13 protein-coding genes are annotated in these 15,701 nt (G+C 51.8%); 6 read left to right on the forward strand and 7 right to left on the reverse strand.

What is annotated here, in order from left to right:
• Window positions 1–8 precede the first annotated feature (8 nt).
• Together IPJ96_02810 and IPJ96_02815 are read right to left on the reverse strand one after the other, a co-directional pair.
• Window positions 9–908, reverse strand: coding sequence for a DMT family transporter (locus tag IPJ96_02810; GenBank protein MBK7909278.1), 900 nt, complete (start codon window positions 906–908; stop codon window positions 9–11).
• Complete coding sequence (locus IPJ96_02815) at window positions 905–1,270, reverse strand: hypothetical protein (protein MBK7909279.1); 366 nt, start codon at window positions 1,268–1,270, stop codon at window positions 905–907. Before IPJ96_02815 ends, IPJ96_02810 begins: the two co-directional genes overlap by 4 nt.
• A 271-nt stretch (window positions 1,271–1,541) precedes the next feature.
• Between IPJ96_02815 and IPJ96_02820 the strand changes: the two genes are divergently transcribed.
• The 6 genes from IPJ96_02820 (at window position 1,542) to IPJ96_02845 (ending at window position 11,206) form a co-directional block, all read left to right on the forward strand.
• Entirely contained in the window at window positions 1,542–2,297 is a 756-nt protein-coding gene (locus IPJ96_02820) for a segregation/condensation protein A (GenBank protein ID MBK7909280.1), read from the forward strand.
• A 15-nt stretch (window positions 2,298–2,312) separates the two neighbouring features.
• The gene (locus tag IPJ96_02825; GenBank protein ID MBK7909281.1) at window positions 2,313–3,416 is read left to right on the forward strand and encodes a flippase-like domain-containing protein; all 1,104 of its coding nucleotides are present in this window, start codon (window positions 2,313–2,315) and stop codon (window positions 3,414–3,416) included.
• A 36-nt stretch (window positions 3,417–3,452) separates the two neighbouring features.
• Window positions 3,453–3,590: a hypothetical protein gene (locus tag IPJ96_02830; protein ID MBK7909282.1), complete on the forward strand. Its 138-nt coding sequence runs from the start codon at window positions 3,453–3,455 to the stop codon at window positions 3,588–3,590.
• Window positions 3,591–3,683: 93 nt separating this feature from the next.
• The gene (locus IPJ96_02835) at window positions 3,684–4,199 is read left to right on the forward strand and encodes a hypothetical protein (GenBank protein MBK7909283.1); all 516 of its coding nucleotides are present in this window, start codon (window positions 3,684–3,686) and stop codon (window positions 4,197–4,199) included.
• Window positions 4,200–4,313: 114 nt separating this feature from the next.
• Window positions 4,314–9,689 carry a SprB repeat-containing protein gene (locus IPJ96_02840; protein ID MBK7909284.1) on the forward strand — a complete coding sequence of 1,792 codons (5,376 nt, stop codon included), beginning with the start codon at window positions 4,314–4,316 and terminating at the stop codon, window positions 9,687–9,689.
• A gap of 509 nt (window positions 9,690–10,198) precedes the next feature.
• Window positions 10,199–11,206 carry a T9SS type A sorting domain-containing protein gene (locus IPJ96_02845; GenBank protein ID MBK7909285.1) on the forward strand — a complete coding sequence of 336 codons (1,008 nt, stop codon included), beginning with the start codon at window positions 10,199–10,201 and terminating at the stop codon, window positions 11,204–11,206.
• Window positions 11,207–11,344: 138 nt separating this feature from the next.
• Here IPJ96_02845 and IPJ96_02850 read toward each other — a convergent pair whose 3' ends face one another.
• The 5 genes from IPJ96_02850 to IPJ96_02870 all read right to left on the reverse strand — a co-directional run bounded on the left by IPJ96_02850 (window position 11,345) and on the right by IPJ96_02870 (window position 15,643).
• The gene (locus IPJ96_02850; protein MBK7909286.1) at window positions 11,345–11,938 is read right to left on the reverse strand and encodes a mobile mystery protein B; all 594 of its coding nucleotides are present in this window, start codon (window positions 11,936–11,938) and stop codon (window positions 11,345–11,347) included.
• On the reverse strand, window positions 11,929–12,387 hold the full coding sequence (locus IPJ96_02855; protein ID MBK7909287.1) for a mobile mystery protein A: 459 nt from the start codon (window positions 12,385–12,387) through the stop codon (window positions 11,929–11,931). The genes IPJ96_02850 and IPJ96_02855 overlap by 10 nt, the downstream gene beginning before the upstream one ends.
• A 190-nt stretch (window positions 12,388–12,577) precedes the next feature.
• Complete coding sequence (gene recO / locus IPJ96_02860) at window positions 12,578–13,303, reverse strand: DNA repair protein RecO (protein MBK7909288.1); 726 nt, start codon at window positions 13,301–13,303, stop codon at window positions 12,578–12,580.
• Window positions 13,303–13,608 (reverse strand): T9SS type A sorting domain-containing protein, encoded by a 306-nt coding sequence (locus IPJ96_02865; GenBank protein ID MBK7909289.1) that lies wholly within the window; start codon window positions 13,606–13,608, stop codon window positions 13,303–13,305. Before IPJ96_02865 ends, recO begins: the two co-directional genes overlap by 1 nt.
• Window positions 13,574–15,643: a hypothetical protein gene (locus IPJ96_02870; GenBank protein ID MBK7909290.1), complete on the reverse strand. Its 2,070-nt coding sequence runs from the start codon at window positions 15,641–15,643 to the stop codon at window positions 13,574–13,576. Before IPJ96_02870 ends, IPJ96_02865 begins: the two co-directional genes overlap by 35 nt.
• Window positions 15,644–15,701: the final 58 nt, after the last annotated feature.

The following is a 15,701-nucleotide window of genomic DNA, read 5'->3' on the forward strand; positions in this document are numbered from 1 at the left end:
CGTGAATATCAAGCCACTTCGGGCTTTCTGCGGACCGGACCGGCAACGAGGTAAACGCCGAGGAAGATGAGCACGCAGGCCCCCGCCTGGATCCAACTCACCGTTTCCTGCGCGATGAGCAACGAAATACCCGTGGCGAAGAGCGGCTGGAAGTAAATATAGAAGCTCACCACCGACGGACTCAAATGTTGCAGGCCGTAGGTGTTCAGCAGATAAGCGAAGAAGGTCGTGAAGAGGATCACATACACGGTCGACAACCAGACCGGCGTGCTGAAGGTGGACCATTCGATCGACGCGACGTCCTTCAGTCCGAGCGGGATCACCAGCAGGAACCCGTAAAAGAACGTCCAGCGGATCACCGCCCAGGGATGGTACTTGCGCATCATCGGTTTGGCCATCACCATGTAGATCGCGTACGAGACCGCGTTCGTGAACACCATCGTGTCGCCCAGCCAGGAAGCATTTCCGCTCGCTTTCACACCGAGCAGTATCAGACCGGCCGCGCCGGTGATTCCGCTGGCCACTCCCAGTACGCGCCGCGGTGTGATGCGGTCGCCGATGAGCACCGCTGCGGCGATCATCACGAGGATGGGCGTGGTGGTCATGATCAGCGCCGCGTTGATGTTCGAGGTGCGCGACAAGCCTTCGAAGAAGAGGGATTGGTTGATGGCTACGCCGAACAAGCCGAGCAGGAAGAACCGCCAGTGGTCCTTGCGCTCGACCGGACTGCCCGTACGCGTCGCCCATTCGACGATGCGGAACAGCAGTAAGGCGAAACCGACGCGCAGCAGGATGAAACCGGCCGGACGGATGTAGTGCGGCATGGCGATCTTGGCAATGGAAAAATTGGCGCCGTAGATCAGGTTCGCCGCGAAGATCGCCGCGTGCGAGCGGAATCGTGTGCTCATCCTGCCTTCAAAGCTGCCTTGGCCGCGGCCACCGTCTTGGCCTGGTTGCCGATGAAAATCTGTCGCCCGATCACCAGCACCGGCCGCTTGAGAAAGGTGTAGTCCTGCAACAGGTACTTCCGGTAATCCGCCTCCTTTAGTTCCAACTCGTGCAGACCCAGCTCCCGGTACTTCCGCGCCACCCGGCTGAACAAAGCCTCGTAACTCCCCGCCAGTTCCTTCAGTTCATCCACCTGCTTAGCTGTAAGCGGCTCGTTTTTAATATCTTGCAAAACCACCCCGCTTCCAGGCTTCCATTCTTTCAGGATCCGCTGACAAGTCGAGCAGGTGGAGAGGTGGAGGACTCTGGGGTGCTTGTTCATGGGTGGCGAAATTAGGTTTATTGTTCCGGGTTCCGGGTTTCGGGTTCCGGGTTGTTTTTTGTTGAAAGTTGAAGGTTGAAAGTGGAATTTGGTATTTCGTTCAAAACCAGTGTGTACAATAAAAACTGATAACCAATAACCAATAACTCAACTCGGAACCCGAAACACGGAACTCGGAACCCTGAACTCAACCCGGAACTCGGAACTCGGAACCCGGAACCCCAAACCCCAAACCGATTTACTATATTTGTCCAACCCCCACCCCCTTCCCGTGGAAAAAGTCTTCGAAGTACACCTGCCCCAATTCGACGGGCCGTTCGACCTCTTGTTGTTCTTCATCGAACGCGACGAGGTGGACATCCATAACATCCCGATTTCCAAGATCACCAACGACTTTTTGGAATACATCCGCCAGATGAACGAGCTCAACATCGAGTTGGCGAGTGAGTTCATCCTGGTCGCGGCCACGCTGATGCGGATCAAGGCCAAGATGCTGCTGCCGCGTCCGGAGCTCGACGAGCAGGGCAACGAGATCGATCCGCGCAAGGACCTGGTCGAGCGCCTCTTGCAGTACAAGCAGTTCAAGGAATCCTGCGAGGACCTGCGCGTGCTCGAAGACGACCGTTCGATGAAGGCTGCCCGCGGCAACATCCAGCGCGAGCTCGCCGAAGTGGCGATGCAGAACGCGCATGCCGAGGAACTCATGAACCTCACCCTGTACCAGTTGCTCAACACCTTCAACAAGGTGATGAAACGTTTTTCCGAAGAGAAGGCGAAACCGCAACACAAGGTGGTGCAGTATCCGTATACCATCTCGACCGAGAAACAATCGCTGCGCGACCGGATCCTGGGCAAGAAGAACGTTCCGTTCACCGACCTCATCCTGTCCTGCGAGAACCGGGTGCATGCCATCTTCACCTTTCTGGCGGTACTCGAGTTGCTGCAGGAGCAGGTCATCCGCATCACGCTCGGTATCGGCTTCAACAACTTCTGGCTGAGCGAACCCGAAGCGGAGCCGACGGTGTAAGGCCTCAACCCCTCCATGCAACCCGACAGCCGGCAGCTCCTCCGCACGTTCCGCCCGTCGCGCATTCTGCTGCCGGTCATCCTCGGCCTCGGCGCCGCCACCTATTTGCTGGTGCGCAGCTTCGACGCCGAAGCCTTTTCCCACATCACCTGGAGTTGGAACAGTTCGTTCTGGATCTTCATGGCCCTGGTCATGATGGTGATCCGCGACTGGGCCTACATGGTCCGGATCCGGGCGCTCACCGATTACGAACTCGACTGGAAGAGTTCCTTTTACGTGATCATGCTGTGGGAATTCTCCTCGGCCCTGGCGCCGGGCATGATCGGCGGAGGATTCTTCTTCGCCATCTTCATCCTCAACCGCGAGAAGATCAACATGGGCAAGAGCATCACGGCCATCATGCTCAGCTCGTTCCAGGACGGCATCTTCCTGGCGCTGATGGCGCCGTTGGTCTATTTCACCATCGGGAAAGAACGGCTCTTCTCGACCATGGACCTGAACAACATGAATCCCGTCAAGTTCGGCGAAGGATTCTTCTATACGTTCTGGGCCGTCTATTTCATCATCCTCGCCTACAAACTCTTTGTCGCGTACGCCCTCTTCGTGAACCCGCGCTTCGTGAAGTGGTTGCTCGTGAAAACCTTCTCGCTGCCGCTGCTGCGCCGCTGGAAGCATTCGGCGCTCGAAACGGGCAGTCAGCTCGTCATCGCTTCCAACGGACTGCGCAACAAGAACCGGAAGTTCTGGTTCAACTCCTTTGCCGGCACCTTCGCCTCCTGGACGGCGCGCTACTCGATCGTGAACTGCCTGATCCTCGCCTTTCATTCGGCCCCGATCGACAACTTCGTCGTCTTCGCGCGGCAGGTGATCATGGGCATCATCATCCTGTTCAGTCCCACGCCGGGCGGCAGCGGACTGGCGGAGTTCATGTTCACCGACTTCCTCGGCGAGTTCATTCCGCGCGGCTTGTCGGCCACGCTGGGCTTGTTGTGGCGCCTCATCTCGTACTATCCCTACCTCTTCATCGGCGCCATCATCCTGCCCCGCTGGATCCGCAAGCGCTTCTCGCGCGAAGAAGCCCGGGTCGCGGAGGCCGTGGTGAAAGGCGAAGTGGATTGAGCGCTTCCCGCAGGTTCCGTAATTTCGCATCGGCCCATGAAGAACCCGATCAACAGCCCCGTCTTCCGCGAACGGTTGAAGAAATTCGGCCTGCTGGCTTTCCTGTTCTTCCTCCTCAAAGGCCTCGCCTGGCTCGCCCTGCTGTGGTGGGCGGGGAGTAAGGTGGTGGAGTGAGGAATTGAGATATTGCCTGCATTCCGATTATTTCGGTATGATTTAATATTTTTATTCCGCCGAAAGTTGTTTCAGGTTTTTTATCCTCATAACATGAAATTATTGAAACTGAACATTGCCGTAACGAATAATGGTACGGACTATTACACGATCATATGGCTGGAAGAGGCCGGGATAAAAGCGCTTTTTGATAAAATTGGAAGTGAATTCGGAATTTTAATGCAGGTTGTGGAGTGGGGAAAATCCGTCATTTCAAATTCCCTTTTCAAAGATTTTCAGGTTCGTCTTTGGGACGGTAAACACTGGTTAGTGATTGAACCACCCGTACAATCCGTAGATGACCGGGCATCTATGGAATTGAATCGGGAGCTTGAGCAGGATAAAGAAACAGCTGTGCAGAAATTACGTCTGCTGTCTAAACGCGAAATGGAAATCTTATCCCTGTTGAAGAAGCACGAACAATTCGATAAAATTAACGAAAGTGTACACCTGAATAGGAATACGTATAAGTGTCATTTAAAAAGCATTTATAGAAAGTTGAATCTTAATTCAAAAGCAGAGCTATTGCTTTGGATTCAGAAATATGTTATCAACACAAGGGAAGGTTGAATTTCGTTTCCATTCAAATTATCCGTCTATTCATTTTTTGTTATAAACATCACCCCGCCGGGTGATTGATTTTTTTTGATTGACTCTTCAATATTGTCCTAAATCTAACTTTACATGAAACCAAAGTATATTCTTCGGAGCGTGTTGCTGTTTTTTATTCTTGGACACGCGATTATTACAGATGTACTAGCACAATTAGGGCCACTCGACTATGCGCATCGGGGAATTTATGTAGATAGATTTTTTAATGTTTATCCGGGGAGTTCTACATCATATGTGGATGAAGCATATTCAATGTTAGGCTGCGGCACACTTAATCCGATTACAAATCTCTACCCCAAGGAGGAGGCGCTTTTGACATATTGTAAGGAGAACCATATAAACTATTTAATACTTTACGATGGAAGAATCTTGTTCAATCCAGCGAATCTTGCTCGTATCATCAATGGAAGCACGGTGCAAGATCATCTTTGCCGCTTTATGAATATCGCAGAATCAGATTATTGTATTCAATCTTGGGGCGTGGCAGTTGGAAGTGGCAGCGAGGGGCAAGGTGCCGTGAATTATAATAATTCGAACCCTATCGCAGCCTTTCAATTGACTTCAGCAGAAAGATTGCTGCTGAATGACTCTTTGCTTATTTCAGCAATTGAGGACTCCACCCTGGCCTTTGGCGACACCCTGTGGAATTTGGCTCAAAATCTTCGGGAAGTATTTTCATTAGCTCGCTTCAATAGCATGGGGACATGTATAGATTTTAGTGTCTTGACTACTGAATTTGAGTTTTGGAATACGCAGTCAGGTTTATCATATGCGGGTTTTCAGTCATTAGTCAACGCAATACGTCCAATGGGACTGACTGTGGAAGCATACTTATTCGCCTTTTCGGACGCGGCAGGAGGAGCAGCAAGCCCACAGGATATGGCAGATTGGTTCGATGCTAATTCTACCTGGAATTCCGGTTACCCGAATATTGACCGTGTGCTTGCGACACATTACAATGCCTATTCATCCAACATCGAGAAACCTTTTGATTTCTCATCAACCCGTACTAAAAACAGCCTGCTTAAGTCAGCCTCCACGACAAGAAAAAGTTTGATTCGTCCTCTGTTCAGTGGTGAATCGGATGCATGGTCAGGTGATATTCATAATAATTACACTAGGTATCAGGGTTACTGGATATCTACTACCATCTCTCCCATTGGCTTGGGGACCCTCGACCCACCGCATGCAAGGAACATCTTCTTGGCGGAGAAGTATTATTACAGAGATTGGAGAAGTAATACTTTGGTGAATACCGATATCTCAAGTAATTCGGAGAACGACATCCATCCAGGCGCAACACATTGGTTTGCAGCCAGTATGATGGAGAAATATCTTCGCAACCCTAAAATATTTTATCGATCAGATGCTTTAGGCTGTAGTCCTCAAGCTACCGACAACCTGCAATTCACCTACTGTGGTCCAGTTGAAAGTACTCTTGAGTATGAGTTCGTTATCAAAGATCATTTAGGAACAGTACTGTTTACGACCACAAGACAGGCAAATGGGACATTAGAAGTACCGCAAGGAACATCTATACCGGTAAGTACAATAGCTCCGATCATTGTTCCCCTCGGCTCGAATGGAATCGTGTTGGATAATCTCCATCCGTATCGCGCTGAGCTGACGGTCTATTACAAGAAACTGACTTCATTGCCGGCAACCTATTCAGATTGTGGTCAATATACATACGGTGAAGACTTGTGGATTGCAGAAGCTCCGCACTTAAATGTAATTGGAAACCTTAGGAATTCCTATCAGGTATGCCAGGAAGATCATTTGATTCTTGAAGCATCCGTCAATCCTGGTGCTGTCGGTTCAATTACCTGGTATCGAGAGCCTTTTGGCGGAGGTGCGGCCCAAATACTGTCGATTCAGACTGGCAGGTCAGTTCTTATTTCGGGTAGTAGTGCTCTTACAGATTGGAACACTGGAGATTGGGACTACTACTATACTGTGAGTGCTGGCTGCGGCACTCATCTTGAAAGCAATCATGTCAGAATAAATATTTTGCAGAATCCTAAATTGGAGCCCATCGATCAGGTTTGTGATGATGATCCGTTCTCCACGAATGTAGAGTTGCGTGTAAGTAGCCCTTATGCTGGAGCCACCTATTTGTGGTCGGACCTGACAACCTCGAATACAATGATTGCCTATGGAAGTGGGAAGTACTATGTTAAGATTACGAATGAAGGTGGCTGCACGCGAGAGCTTACCACGATAATCCAAAGTAAACCAACTATCGCAAGCATCGGTAATTGTACTTTGCAGGAAACAGCCTATGGAGGCGTTTCGAGTCCGACAAATACTGATTGGTTTTGGTACAGGAAAGACCCAGTCACACAGCAGAATGTTGCCTTACCTGTGCAATCTCCTGAGTACTTACTAAGCGCAATAAGCGGTGGTTTGTATAGTTGCAGAGTGGAAATGAATACGGTTCCTGGATATTATTCAACCTGTAGGAACAATACCATCCGTTTAGAGCCAATAATTGACGCTGTAAGCAAGATCGATCCATCTTGTAATGGAGCATCAAATGGCTCGATTGACTTGAGTTTTATTAATATCACGGATATTAGATCTTATGCATGGTCTCCCGGCGGATTCACAACTCAAAATATAAGCAATCTTTCTGCGGGCACATATACTTGTACTGTTACAAGTAATACCACTGGATGTACCGCTTCGGTGACAGTCGTTTTACAAGACCCGGGCAGTCTGACGGTTTCTCTGTCGCCTACGTCAGTCAATTGTTCTATAGGATGCGATGGTTCAATCACTGCAACGGTTGGGGGTGGTGTTGGTGGATATAGTTATTCGTGGAACAACGGCGTCGGTACAAATGCCTCGCTAAACAACCTCTGCCCCGGCCCATACACTTGTGTTGTCACGGACGCGAATGGTTGTACTGCTTCGGCAAGTACCGTGCTTGGATCCACTACTGCCAGTTGCAACGGTTCTCAGGTACAGTTTTGCACCGGCGCAACAGCTTCGCAAGTGTTGGCGGCGGGCATCTATGCTCCGGGAACACCTGTTTCCATTGAATCCGATTTTACAGTTGATGTCGATTTTACCTTTGATAATTCTGATGTCGCTATTGCTACCGGAGTGAGAATTCTTGTCGATCCCAACGCCAGACTTCAGGTCATCAATGGTACGGTTCTTCATGCATGTTCCGTAAGCTGGCAGGGAATAGAATTGAAAGATGGAACTTCATCGCTGGAGATACTGACGGGCTCCACTTTGCGCGATGCCGTTGTGGGCGTATTGTCCTCTACGGGTTCTGCGATAGCAATTGACCAGGCGAATTTCCTCCACAATGAGCGATCGATTTTCCTTAAAACTGTACCGTTCCCCGCCTTCAGTTGTCAACGAAGCACGTTCGATTACGGGAACATCAGCTTTAAAGACCCGACGGCTTTCTTCCACATTGGTCTCGAGAATGTTAACGGCGTTCAGATTGGTATCCCTGGCCCCGGATTGGCGAATGATTTCTCGCATGCCCGGTACTGCGTTTCCGCTAACAGCTCCGACTTCACGCTGATAAACAATAATTTCCACGACCTGGGTTATGAGGTCAAGGACGATGCCGGGCAGTACGTCAACATCGGCAATGCGGTACGGGCGATCAATTCACCCTCGAATCAGGTAGTCATTGGCAACAGTTCGGCACCGGACGACCACAACTATTTTCACCTGATTGAATGTGTGGGGATTTACGTAGAGTCGGATTTGGATCAGTTACACATTCGCGGCAATGAGTTCGATAAGGTGTTCCGGTGCATGGACATGACCGGCGTGAGGAATTCGAATGTCACGATCTACGATAACAAGTTCTTTTCGTTCGGATTGGGCTTGTTGGCCGTTGAAATCGAGAGTTCAAACTTTACCGTCAGCGAGAACCAGTTCAACATGGTTTCCTGGGACCCGGATCCAACCCTTTCTGTTCCGCAGCCCTATGGGCTGGTATCCCGGTATGGAACGGTGGCCCTGAGTTTCCAGAACCTTGAACAAACCCCGGTCACCATCCATTGTTTCAATAACCGCATGGCGAATTCAAGGGCGGGAATTCATTTGCGAAACATTGACGGGCTGAGCCAGCCCAACGTGCTGGTGGAGCACAATCAGGTGTTTTATACGCATCCGTCGTACATCTCTTACGGCATTGAGCGGGGCATCTGGCTGGAGCACGATGAGCAAGTCGATGTGCGAAACAACCATATCGCGCTGCGCGACAACGTCCCCAATCCGGATGATGCTTTTCGGTTGACCGGTATTCAGTTTGATTTCACGACCAGCACCCGCATTGATGAGAATTACATTGGCAATATGGGCTTCTCAATAAAAGGGTCTCACCTTTGTCAGGAAACCAGGCTTCATTGTAACAACTTTGACGGATATTCGAACGGAGTCAACGCATATAAACTGAGTTTGCCTACGCAGGGAGATGATGACATTCTTGGAAACCCTGACTTGAGTTATAATAATCAGTGGAATGGAGTTCAAAGTGGCGCTTTTAAAATTGATGGCTCTGTGAGTGGGCCTAGGATAGATTGGTATTATGTACCAGGAATGCAGGATGATATGACTAATTCTAATGTAATTGTTGCATGGCCAATTCCTGTGCTTAATTACGGATCGTGCAATGTGCCGGCACCCAACACACTCATTGCACTAAGGGATAAAAAGTATGGCGACTTGGTTCGGGGAAGTGCTGTTTTTATAATTGACTCGTTATTTGCCCATTATTATGCCCTAAAGCAATTTTTTGGAGAAATGAAGAAGGACAGTGGCCTATTAAGCTTGGGGACAGGCGATGACTCATTGTATCAACAAACATTCAATCAATTGGCTACTGGAAACATTGGAGCCTACTATCATGTCATGAAGTTGATGCGCAGCGGAGAATACCTGCAGGCTGAACTGGCCTTAGGGTTGATTGTCGACAGTTGCCTGCCGGAAGCCTATCTTCGGGAAGTAATCAACATAAATCTTGCTTTAAGATGGCACGGAGACTCGCTTAGTATGCAACAGACAACAATTCTTGAGGGTATTGCCATGGATGAGGGTATTTATGGCGGAGAAGCTACCTACATGGCGCGTGCCATACTCCGGGAGTTTTTCAATGAAGAGGCAACTACCTTCAGGAGCCGACCGCGCGATTTTTATTTATTTGAACAAAGGAGGTTCATGCCAGGTTATTCGGGCGTTATACTGCTATCTCCAAATCCGACCAATGGCGTCTTGCACGTACAGTTGGCTCAAAAGAAATTCGACAGGATCAACATCTATAACCAGGTAGGTGTTTTAGTCGACAGGATTTCTTTTGAGCAGCAGGTCAGCCAGTGTGAATTGAGTTTAAAGTTATTGCAGCCTGGCATGTATTACCTAGGCGCTGGTCTTGATAGTGAACTCCTGGGCATTGCTCGATTTGTTAAATTGGAGTAGTTTTTGTAATTTTCAAGATGTTTCTCCGGGTACTTCAAGCTGTCTTTGTTTTACTCATTAGCATTGTTGGAGCCTGTTTTGGCCAAAATCAGAATGCTGTCTGGTGTTTTGGCGATAGCAGCGGCATTGATTTTGGTAATGGAGGAGTACAAAATTTTGCTTCCGTAGTTGACTCGAGAGGATCATGTGCCTCGATTTCCGATAGTCAGGGTGATTTATTATTTTATTGTGGAACTGGTACAGGATTCGGCAGAAGAACTGGAAGGGTATATTCCCGGAATAATCTGCTAATGGCAAATGGAGATTCGATTATCGGAGAGGGTTGGTATAATGAGATGCTAATCTTGTCTGTACCAGACGATATTAATTCCTTTTACTTATTCTCTTTAGGTGGAAGTTCTAGCTTTAGTGGTGTCTATTATTCCCTGGTAGATACCCGGTTGAATTCGGGACTTGGAGACATAACGCAAAAGAATGTTCTAATTTCCTCCTTTCGCACTTGGGATGCAATGACAGCCGTCCGCCACGCCAATGGCCGTGATTGGTGGTTGGTCACACGGGAGCTGGTCGATACGATCGTGTCAGGGGGCAATAATTTTCATGTATTCCATATTTCACCTTCCGGAATCACAGAAGATATTCAGTCTATAGGGCTATCCAGATATAGCGATTTGGGTAACCTCACCATTTCACCCCAGGGTGACCGCTTATTATTTACTTCTTATAATGGCATTATCGCGCTTTTCGACTTCGATCGATGCACAGGAATACTGAGCAATCAGGTCATCATTGACCAGCAGAATACGGATATCGGTTATATGGGAGCGTGTTTTTCTCCAAACGGGCAACGGATCTACGTTTCCACGAATAATGAGGAAAGCGTACTTTATCAATATGATCTCACAGCTCCAGTCATCCGGTACACCCAGTTACCGTTGGATACGAATCGGGAATGCCTGTATTCGGGCGGGCAATTGCGATTAGCGCCGGATGGTAAGGTGTACTGGTCATCGGGCTGGTATAACGGGCATCAGTTTCCTTATCCCTACCAGGATACGATGTACCATCCGGTGAATACGCACCTGAGTGTGATCAACGATCCGGATGCTTTGGGTACTGCCTGTAACTATGTTCGCTTCGGGCACTACCTCGGCGGAAAGCGTACTTACTGGGGCCTTCCCAACAACCCTGATTACAGCCTGGGGCCGGTTACTGGTTCGATCTGCGATAGCCTTACCACGAACGTAACGGCGCTTCCGCTTCAGGAGGCTGCGCTGCATTTGTTCTACCACCCCGACTGGCAGCAGTTATTCGTCAACGCCTCCGGTCTTAAAGGAGGCCAGGGCCAACTGCAACTCTACAGCACCACCGGGGCCTTGCTGCTCACCGAAGCGATCACCATCCAGCCGCCCTACTACACCCGCCAGCTCGACCTGAGTAAGCTGGCCCAGGGCGTTTACATCCTAGTGCTCCAAACCGCCACCGAACGCCTCAGCGAACGGTTCCTGAAACCCTGAGCCGTTGAACGGTCGATGCAACATCCCGTTCTGTGTTACTCTGTGTGCCCTCTGCGGTACTCCGCGTTACTATTTTCGAAGTACGAAATCTCCATCAATCCGGGAACTTCAATCGGCGACGCTTGAACACCTGATCCGCTAAGATCTTGCAAACACCAGTAAGGGTCCGTAATCGCCCTGATCCGCCTTCCGGACTGCAGCGAGGTAAGCCGATCTCGTCGCAGCAGGGTCCGGAGCATCTCCGCCCCAACGGAATGCCGGCCGCCGGTAGAGCTTCTCCACGATGATATCGGCCATCAACCGGCTATGCCGGCCGTTGCCATTTGGAAAGCAATGGATGGAGACGATCCGGTGTTTGAATCGAATGGCAAGTTCATCCGGATCATATATTCCTTGTTCATGCCAATACCTGGCGTCATCCAGCAACAGCTTAAGCTCGATGGAAATTCGCCATTTGTCGGCGCCGATGTTTTTGTCGGTCTGCCGGAACGTTCCCGCCCACGACCACACCTTGCCGAACATCCTGCGGTGCAAGTTGCGGATGTGATCCTCCGAAAAGATCACCTCCGGCCGGAACGAACGCCCCATGATCCATAACATCGCCGCTTCGATGTTCTGTTGTTCGTACTCGTCCAGTTCAGCCCGCGTCGTGATCGTGGGGATACGTAAACCGTCTTTCTCGTCCTCGCCGAGCAGCGTCTGTCCGTCCGGAACCGGTCCCGTCAATCCCATAGATACCGGGGCATTTCTTGTTTTATCTCCTCCGCCCGTTCACGGATTGCCGCTTCGAGCCGCGCCGCCGAATTACCCTGGTCTTCCAACTGCATGGTCGCCGACGTGCGCAGGACAATCTTCGTAGCCAGCTCAATCGCTTTGCGTTCGATGAGTGCATCCAGCGACCCATCCTGCGGCACGAAACCATACACCAGTTGCATATCCATTGCGCGGGCCGCTTCCTGCAGCGACTTCAACGTGATCGTCCCGTCCTGCTCCCGACGCTCAATATCCAAAGCGCCCTGTTTCGTCATGGTAAGTTTTCTTCCCAATTGCGCTAAAGACATTCCCACAGCCGTGCGGATCGAACGCACCCATCCACCCGGCAAAATCGCCGACTGTTTCAGCGGTGCATACGCTTCCATCTTCCGGTCTAACTGCTGCAACAATAAAGATCGTCTGGCCATGATGTCAGGTCTGGAATCGTTCAATACTATAAAAGTAAAGTTAAAGTTTTACAAAACAATCATAAAAGTAAAGCAATAACATTACAAAAATCAAAATAAAGTAAACAAATAACTTTACAAAATGAATTTATAATCCAAAAACAAACAAAATTCCCTCGCACCTCGCACCTCGCACCTCGCACCTCGCACCTTAACTCCAAACCGCCTCCAACACCTTATGCCCCCGCACCTCACCAAACCCCGGCACGTGCAGGCGGTAGTAATCGAGCAGGCGTTCGGTCATCACCCGCTTCAGCGGCAAGGGCCATTGGAGGTGTTTCGAAAAATCGTTCGTCGCTTCGATCAGGGATCCGAAGGCCGCGCATTCCTCTCCCGTCAGGTAATGCGGATGCGGCGGAACCTGCGAACAGAATACGCCTTCCTGCAGATCGAACACCGGAGTCGCCTCCGAAGGCGCGCCCGCGGGGAAGAAACCCAACAGGCGCGTCAGGCGCAACAGGAACGCGAGATGAAAATCGGGATTGGCCGGCTGCTGCAGGTCGAGCAACTGCAGCGAACTCACCAGGAACTCGAAAACTTCCTGCTGTTCGCCGCCTTCCTGCAACACTTTGTTCAGGACTTCGTCGAGGAAGAGCACGATGGAACTCTTCTGCATGTCGAACGGCAGATGACGGTAAGGCGGAAAGTTCCGGATCTCGGAAGCCCGCTGCAAACCTCCTCGGTCTTTGTGGTACACCACCAGCTCGAGCAGCGACAACGGCTGGAATACCGAAGCGCGCGTCTTCGCGCCCGGCTTGCGTACGCTGTTGACGATGTAGGATTGCAGCCCGTACGCTTCGGTAAACACCTTCACCACGAGGCTCGTTTCCCCGTACTCGGTGGTGCGCAGCACGATGCCCCGGGTCTTTTGCAGCATCAGTTCGCCAGCAACAGACGCGTCACGCAGGTCGCGGATCCGTCTTCGTTCGTCACGTACACCAGGTAAACGCCCGTCTGCGCGCGGCGTCCGGAGAAATCGTTGCCGTTCCAGACGGCCTGTCCGCCCAGGGCCTTGGTATGAAATACCACGTTGCCGGCCACATCGGTGATGCGGACGTCGGCATCGGCCACCAGGCCGGAGACCGCGATGGGTCCGTTGTAGTCGTGCCGCACGGGATTCGGGAATACGTTGTAGTCACTGCAGGCTTCACCGCCTTCCGTCGCGTCGCCGCGGTAACTCACGATACCCTTGTCGGTCCCGAAGAAGACTTCGCCTGTCACGCCGTCCACCGCGATCGACAGGATGGTGTTCGAGGCCAAGCGGGGAGTTACCCGTGTTGAAGTTGAGCAGTTGCTTGGTGCCGTCGGCCGACATCAGGAACGCGCCGCCGCTGTAAGTGCCGAACCACTTGCGGTTGGCGCCGTCGATCGCGATTGCGGTCACGTACTCCGATTCGAGCAGGTACTGGTTGTAGCCGTCCTGCTGGATGATCACCTTCTGCGCGTCGAAGCTCGTCGAGCTGAACACGCTGCCCGGGTTGTAGATCACCGCCACGCCCTTGTTGGTGCCGATCCACAACGCGCCGTCCTGGTCGTTGGCGATGCAGCGCACGAATACGTCGGGCAGGGAGCCGTTTCCGCTCGCGTCCGTCAGTCGCCGGAATTGGTTGTCGTTCGGATTGGCCATGTCGTTCTCGGCATACACACAAAGGCCGCGACCGGCCGATGCGCCTTCGCGGGCGATGAACCACTTCTGCCCGAAGTCGTCGACGCACAGGTCGTACAAACCGTATCCTGCTACGTCGGCGTCCGGAATGCGGAAATTCTGCCAGCTCCCGTCCGTCTTGCGCACGCTCAGGGGAGTCGTGTTGCCGCCTGCGACCACCCACAGTTGTCCGTCTTCATCGAAAGCCGTTCCGCCGGTGATGATGTAATTGTTGAGTCCGGCGATCGAGAGGAGGGAAGAGTTGCTCTCGGTGTAGCGTGTCACCGCGCCGTTCGGACCGTACTCCAGCAACCCACCGCCCCAGACACCGCAGTAGGCGTGTTCCCGGTTGCTCGGATCAACGGAGACGGTGATGACCGCGGGAGAATTGATCGTATTGTAGATTGGGTCGTTCCGTTTGTCAAACGTCTTCCATTCGTTCTTATCGAAGAGGTACACGCCGTTCACCTGGTTGTAGTTCGGCGCGTCGCCGTTGAGTGAACCCGAGGCCACCCAAAGGGCACCGCCTTTACTGTCCATGTCCCAGACGGCCGAGGAGCGCGGACCGTTCGGGGTGATGACGCTGATCTGCGGGCCCGGTCGTTCCCGGATAAGACCGTTCGTATAATCGGCCAGCCAGAAATTTCCGGCCGCGTCCACCTGTCCGCCCCGGAACTCACTGTTCCCGACGGCGTTCACATCCATGCCGCGTACCTGGTTGGTCTGTTCGTCGAGCGCGACCAGCTTGTAATAGTTCCGGTACATGAACAGGTCGTTGTATTCGTCGATCGCCGCGCCTTCCGAGGCTTCGGAAAAGAACGGCCGCCATTGTCCGCTGTCGCGTACAAGGACACTGTCTTTGTCGCGGTCTTCGTTCGTTTTCACGACATAGAACTTCCCGCGAAAACAGCAGGTCGAGGTGTAGTTGCCCAGCGGCTCGGCCAGTGAACTCTCACGGTTCCAGGCGGTGTAATTGAACAGGTTCGGATCGTTGAAGTTGGCCAGGAACACCCCGCTGTCGCTGACCGCGAGCAGTTGGGTACCGTCGTACGCGAGTCCCTGCACGTTCAGGTTGCCGCCGTTCGGTCCGATGAAGTAGGTATCTTCCACTTCGCGACGGTCGAGGTTGATCACCACGATCCCGAACTGACAGCTCAGGTAGGCTTTGCCGTTGATGAACAGGATGTGGTTGATCGCCTTTCCGCCGACGATGTTCTTGCGCTTGATGTCGCTCAGGTTGACGATCGTCTTGTCGGCAAACAGCAGGTCGATGTTCGAATTCTCGTAGGCGATCACCAGGATGCCGCGCTGGGTTTCGTACCGGATCGTTTTGATCTCGTAGTCGGAAAGTCCGCCCAGGCGCGTGAAATAGCTGATCTCTCCGTCGTCTTTCTTGTAACTGAACAGTCCGAACTGGCTGGCGCAATACACCCGGTCGCCCGCGTCGGCGACGGCAACGGCCTTGTTGTAGGGAATATGTTCCCGCCAGCTACCGAGCCCGATCGGCGGGTTGTCGGCACGCAGTAGCAGGGAAGCAAGGAGGGAAAAGGCGAGGAGGAAGAATTTGTTCATCTTTGCAGGCGATCGTAGCAAAACGGTCCGCAGGCACCGCTTATTTTACCCGGGCGGG

It is taken from the genome of Bacteroidota bacterium, assembly GCA_016713765.1.
GTDB lineage: Bacteria > Bacteroidota > Bacteroidia > AKYH767-A > 2013-40CM-41-45 > Pollutiaquabacter > Pollutiaquabacter aromativorans.

Bases quoted from the DNA above. Each gene is read 5' to 3' on its own strand.
- IPJ96_02810 (MBK7909278.1), bottom strand. From the start codon at position 908: ATGAGCACACGATTCCGCTCGCACGCGGCGATCTTCGCGGCGAACCTG.
- IPJ96_02815 (MBK7909279.1), bottom strand. From the start codon at position 1,270: ATGAACAAGCACCCCAGAGTCCTCCACCTCTCCACCTGCTCGACTTGT.
- IPJ96_02825 (MBK7909281.1), top strand. From the start codon at position 2,313: ATGCAACCCGACAGCCGGCAGCTCCTCCGCACGTTCCGCCCGTCGCGC.
- IPJ96_02830 (MBK7909282.1), top strand. From the start codon at position 3,453: ATGAAGAACCCGATCAACAGCCCCGTCTTCCGCGAACGGTTGAAGAAA.
- IPJ96_02835 (MBK7909283.1), top strand. From the start codon at position 3,684: ATGAAATTATTGAAACTGAACATTGCCGTAACGAATAATGGTACGGAC.
- IPJ96_02840 (MBK7909284.1), top strand. From the start codon at position 4,314: ATGAAACCAAAGTATATTCTTCGGAGCGTGTTGCTGTTTTTTATTCTT.
- IPJ96_02845 (MBK7909285.1), top strand. From the start codon at position 10,199: ATGACAGCCGTCCGCCACGCCAATGGCCGTGATTGGTGGTTGGTCACA.
- IPJ96_02850 (MBK7909286.1), bottom strand. From the start codon at position 11,938: ATGGGATTGACGGGACCGGTTCCGGACGGACAGACGCTGCTCGGCGAG.
- IPJ96_02855 (MBK7909287.1), bottom strand. From the start codon at position 12,387: ATGGCCAGACGATCTTTATTGTTGCAGCAGTTAGACCGGAAGATGGAA.
- recO (MBK7909288.1), bottom strand. From the start codon at position 13,303: ATGCTGCAAAAGACCCGGGGCATCGTGCTGCGCACCACCGAGTACGGG.
- IPJ96_02870 (MBK7909290.1), bottom strand. From the start codon at position 15,643: ATGAACAAATTCTTCCTCCTCGCCTTTTCCCTCCTTGCTTCCCTGCTA.